Source organism: Mesorhizobium sp. P5_C1, assembly GCF_054049815.1.
In genome coordinates this window covers 1-3196 of sequence record NZ_JBFULQ010000591.1, presented here as the reverse complement: position 1 = coordinate 3196, position 3196 = coordinate 1, and the positions used below count along the sequence as shown (strand labels likewise).

The following is a 3196-nucleotide window of genomic DNA, read 5'->3' as shown; positions in this document are numbered from 1 at the left end:
GTTTTGATGCATGTCGCCCAAGACCGGCGCGCACTTTTTGACGCCATGAGAACCAGCGCAACTGCGCAGCTTCATTCTGTGATCTGGCTCGTCGAGCGTTCGTGGATCGTTGCCCCCGTTTCAGCGTCGACGGCGGCCAAGCTGACCTCATAACCCCAAAGCCTGCGGATGTGACGAAGCGTGGCGTCGCGGCTGGCATCCTCGAGAAGGACGCCGTCATTGACCTTGTGCTGCAGTCGCAAATGCCGGTCGCCGAGCAGATCGACATCCACCACCTGGATGTCCGGTCGCTTCGCGCCAACGTCGTAGCTGTGAGCGAGCGCGGCGCGTATCTTGGCATAGCCGCGCTCGTTGTGAATCGAGGCGACCTGGCAATGCGGTTGGTCGGCGACGTCGCCGAGCACAAAGAACCGCCATTTTCGGATCAAGGTCGGACTGAGGTACTGGCGGATAAAGGATTCGTCGCGGTGATCCGCCCAGGCGTCGAGCAGGATCTCGCGCCAGTTGCCGCGGCCGGCAATGTCGGGAAACCAGTCCCGGTCCTCGGCCGTCGGCTCTGTCGACATACGCTGGATGTCCTGCATCATGTCGAGGCCGAGAGCGTAGGGGTTGATGCCGGAAAAGCGTGGATCGTCGAACGCCGGCTGGAAGACCACGTTGGAATGATTGCGCAGGATTTCGAGCATGGCGCCTTCGCTGATCAGGCCGCGATCGAACAGCATGTTCATCAGAGTATAGTGCACGAAAGTGGCGCAGCCCTCGTTCATCACCTGTGTCTGCCCCTGCGGATAAAAATACTGTGCTATGACACGAACGATCCGGACGATCTCCCGCTGCCAAGGCTCCAGGACCAGGCTGTTCTTTTCCAGGAAATAAAGCAGGTTTTCCTCGGGCAGGTTGAGCGATTTCTTCCGCTCCGGCTCTTGCTCCTTATCGCTGACCCTTTGCTGAGAAGGCGGCAGCGTGCGCCACAGATCGTTGTAGGAGCGCTCCTCGTATTCGAGCCGCTCGCGAAGCCCTTCGCGCTGCCGCTCCGACGACAGCTTCGGCGGCCGGTGATAGCGGAACACGCCCTGCGCCATCAGCGCGTGGGCGGAATCAAGAACAGCCTCGACGGCGGTGAGGCCGTGCCGCTCCTCGCAACGGGCAATGTAGCCTTTGGCGAAGTCCAGGTAGCCGAGGATCGCCCCGGCGTCCGTCCACTGCTTGAACAACTGATTGTTCTTGAAGAAATGGTTGTGCCCGAGCGCAGCATGGGCCGTCACCAAGGCCTGCAGGGCCATGGTGTTTTCCTCCATCAGATAGACGATGCAGGGATTGGAATTGATGACCAGTTCATAGGCAAGCCCTCGCGCGCCTTTGCGATAGAGCAGATCCTGGTAGAGGAAATGTTTGCCGAAAGACCAGTGACGGTACATCAGCGGCATGCCGACCGACGAATAGGCGTCGAGCATCTGTTGGGAGGAGATGATCTCCATCTGCACGGGGTAGGTATCGAGATGAAGCTCTTCGACCGCGATTGCCTCGATCGCGTCATAGGCCCGCGACAATGTCTTGAAATCCCAGTCGGACCCTGAAAAAAGCAGGCTGGATTTACTGGCTTGTCTGGCCATCGTACCCTTCACGCTCTCTTAAGGGGAGCCAGCTGTCTGCCGAAGAGCTGGCGAAAGACCGGGTAGATATCGGCGGGCGTGGCGATGCGGCTCATCTGGAAGTTCGGCCATCTCAGGTCGATTTCGCTGTAGGCACGCCATAGCGATGTCCCGTTTTCGGTTGTGCGGAAGATATGGGCCTCACGCTCGTCGATGATCTCCACATAGGCAAAATACTGGCACAGCCGCATGAGCTTGCCGTTGAGCAAGGCTTTGCATCGCTCGGAATCGCCGGCGAAATTGTCGCCGTCCGAGGCCTGGGCGGCATAGATATTCCATTCGCGGGCCGGGTAACGTTCTTCAATAATGCGATGCATTTCCTCCAGCGCGGTGGAAACGACAGTGCCGCCGCTTTGCGTGTTGTAGAAGAATGTGTCCTCATCGACCTCCTGTGCCAAGTGCGTGTGGCGGATGAAGACGATCTCGATGCGGTCGTAGCGCCGTTTCAAGAACAGGTGCAGCAGCACGAAGAAGCGCTTGGCCAGATCCTTTTCGCGCTCGCCCATCGAGCCGGACACATCCATCAGGCAGAACATGACGGCGTTGGCGTTCGGCACAGGCTGGGGATCGAAGCGGTTGAAGCGGATGTCGACCGGATCGACATAGGCAATTCGCCGGCGGCGGCGTTCCAGCCGGTCGAGATCCTCGCGCAATGCCGCAATGCGCTGGCTTGCCGCTGCGCTGGATGGCACCAACTCAAGCGTAGCGATTTCCTGGAGGACCGCGTCCAGTTCCGCCTGCTTGGGACGCCTCAGCGCAATGCGGCGGCCATGGCTGTTGCGCATTGTGCGCCCAACATTGATGTTGGTCGGTGAACCGGTAGCGGCGAAACCAGCCCGGCGTGGTTTGAAGGCAAGGATTTCCTTGAGGTTGAGCTTGACCATGTCCGGAAGTTCGAGATCCTCGAAAAAAAGATCGAGCACCTCTTCGCGTGACAGCACGAAACGAAAGTCGTCTTCAGACGCCGTGTTTCCGGGGGACGACGCTCCCGCGCCGCCACCCTGGGCGGGCTTGGGGATCAGGTCTCCAGGGGAGAAATGCTTGTTGCCCGGCAGGATGTGCTGGCGCCTGCCGCTGTTGCGTGCGTTGTTGAAGCTCGGCTCGGCTGTGCCTCTTTCGGGCATGGGCACGGTGTGCTCGGCATCCGCGTCTGCGATCCTGCCAGCGCGGATCTGATCTCGTATGCTCCGCTTCAGTTCCTCGCGGGCACGCTTGAGGAAGCGCTGGCGATTGCCGAGGCTCTTGTCCTTTGGATTCAGGCGACGGTCGATGAAGATCGGCATGGAACCATCGGGCTCCCTCAGCCCGCCTTGTTCACCCGCATGTACCAGTCCACCAGGCGGCGCACCTGCCGCTGGGTGTAGCCGCGCTCGACCATGCGTTGAACGAATTCGTTGTGCCGTTTTTCCGTAACGCTGTCCTGCTTGGAGCCGAAGCTGATGACCGGCAAGAGGTCCTCGACCTGACCGAACATCCGCTTCTCGATGACCTCGCGGAGCTTTTCATAACTCGTCCATGACGGGTTGCGGTCGTGGTTCCTTGCG

General features: G+C 59.9%; 2 protein-coding genes and 1 pseudogene. All 3 read right to left on the bottom strand.

Annotated features, from left to right (window positions below; translation table 11 throughout):
* Positions 1-71 precede the first annotated feature (71 nt).
* Entirely contained in the window at positions 72-1613 is a 1542-nt protein-coding gene (locus ACXJ7R_RS28405; RefSeq protein ID WP_457154724.1) for a SpoVR family protein, read from the bottom strand.
* 8 nt (positions 1614-1621) lie between these two features.
* Positions 1622-2935, bottom strand: a complete 1314-nt coding sequence (locus ACXJ7R_RS28400) for a YeaH/YhbH family protein (protein ID WP_457154723.1) — start codon at positions 2933-2935, stop codon at positions 1622-1624.
* A gap of 17 nt (positions 2936-2952) precedes the next feature.
* A pseudogene (locus ACXJ7R_RS28395) lies at positions 2953-3196 on the bottom strand (PrkA family serine protein kinase); the annotation flags it as partial.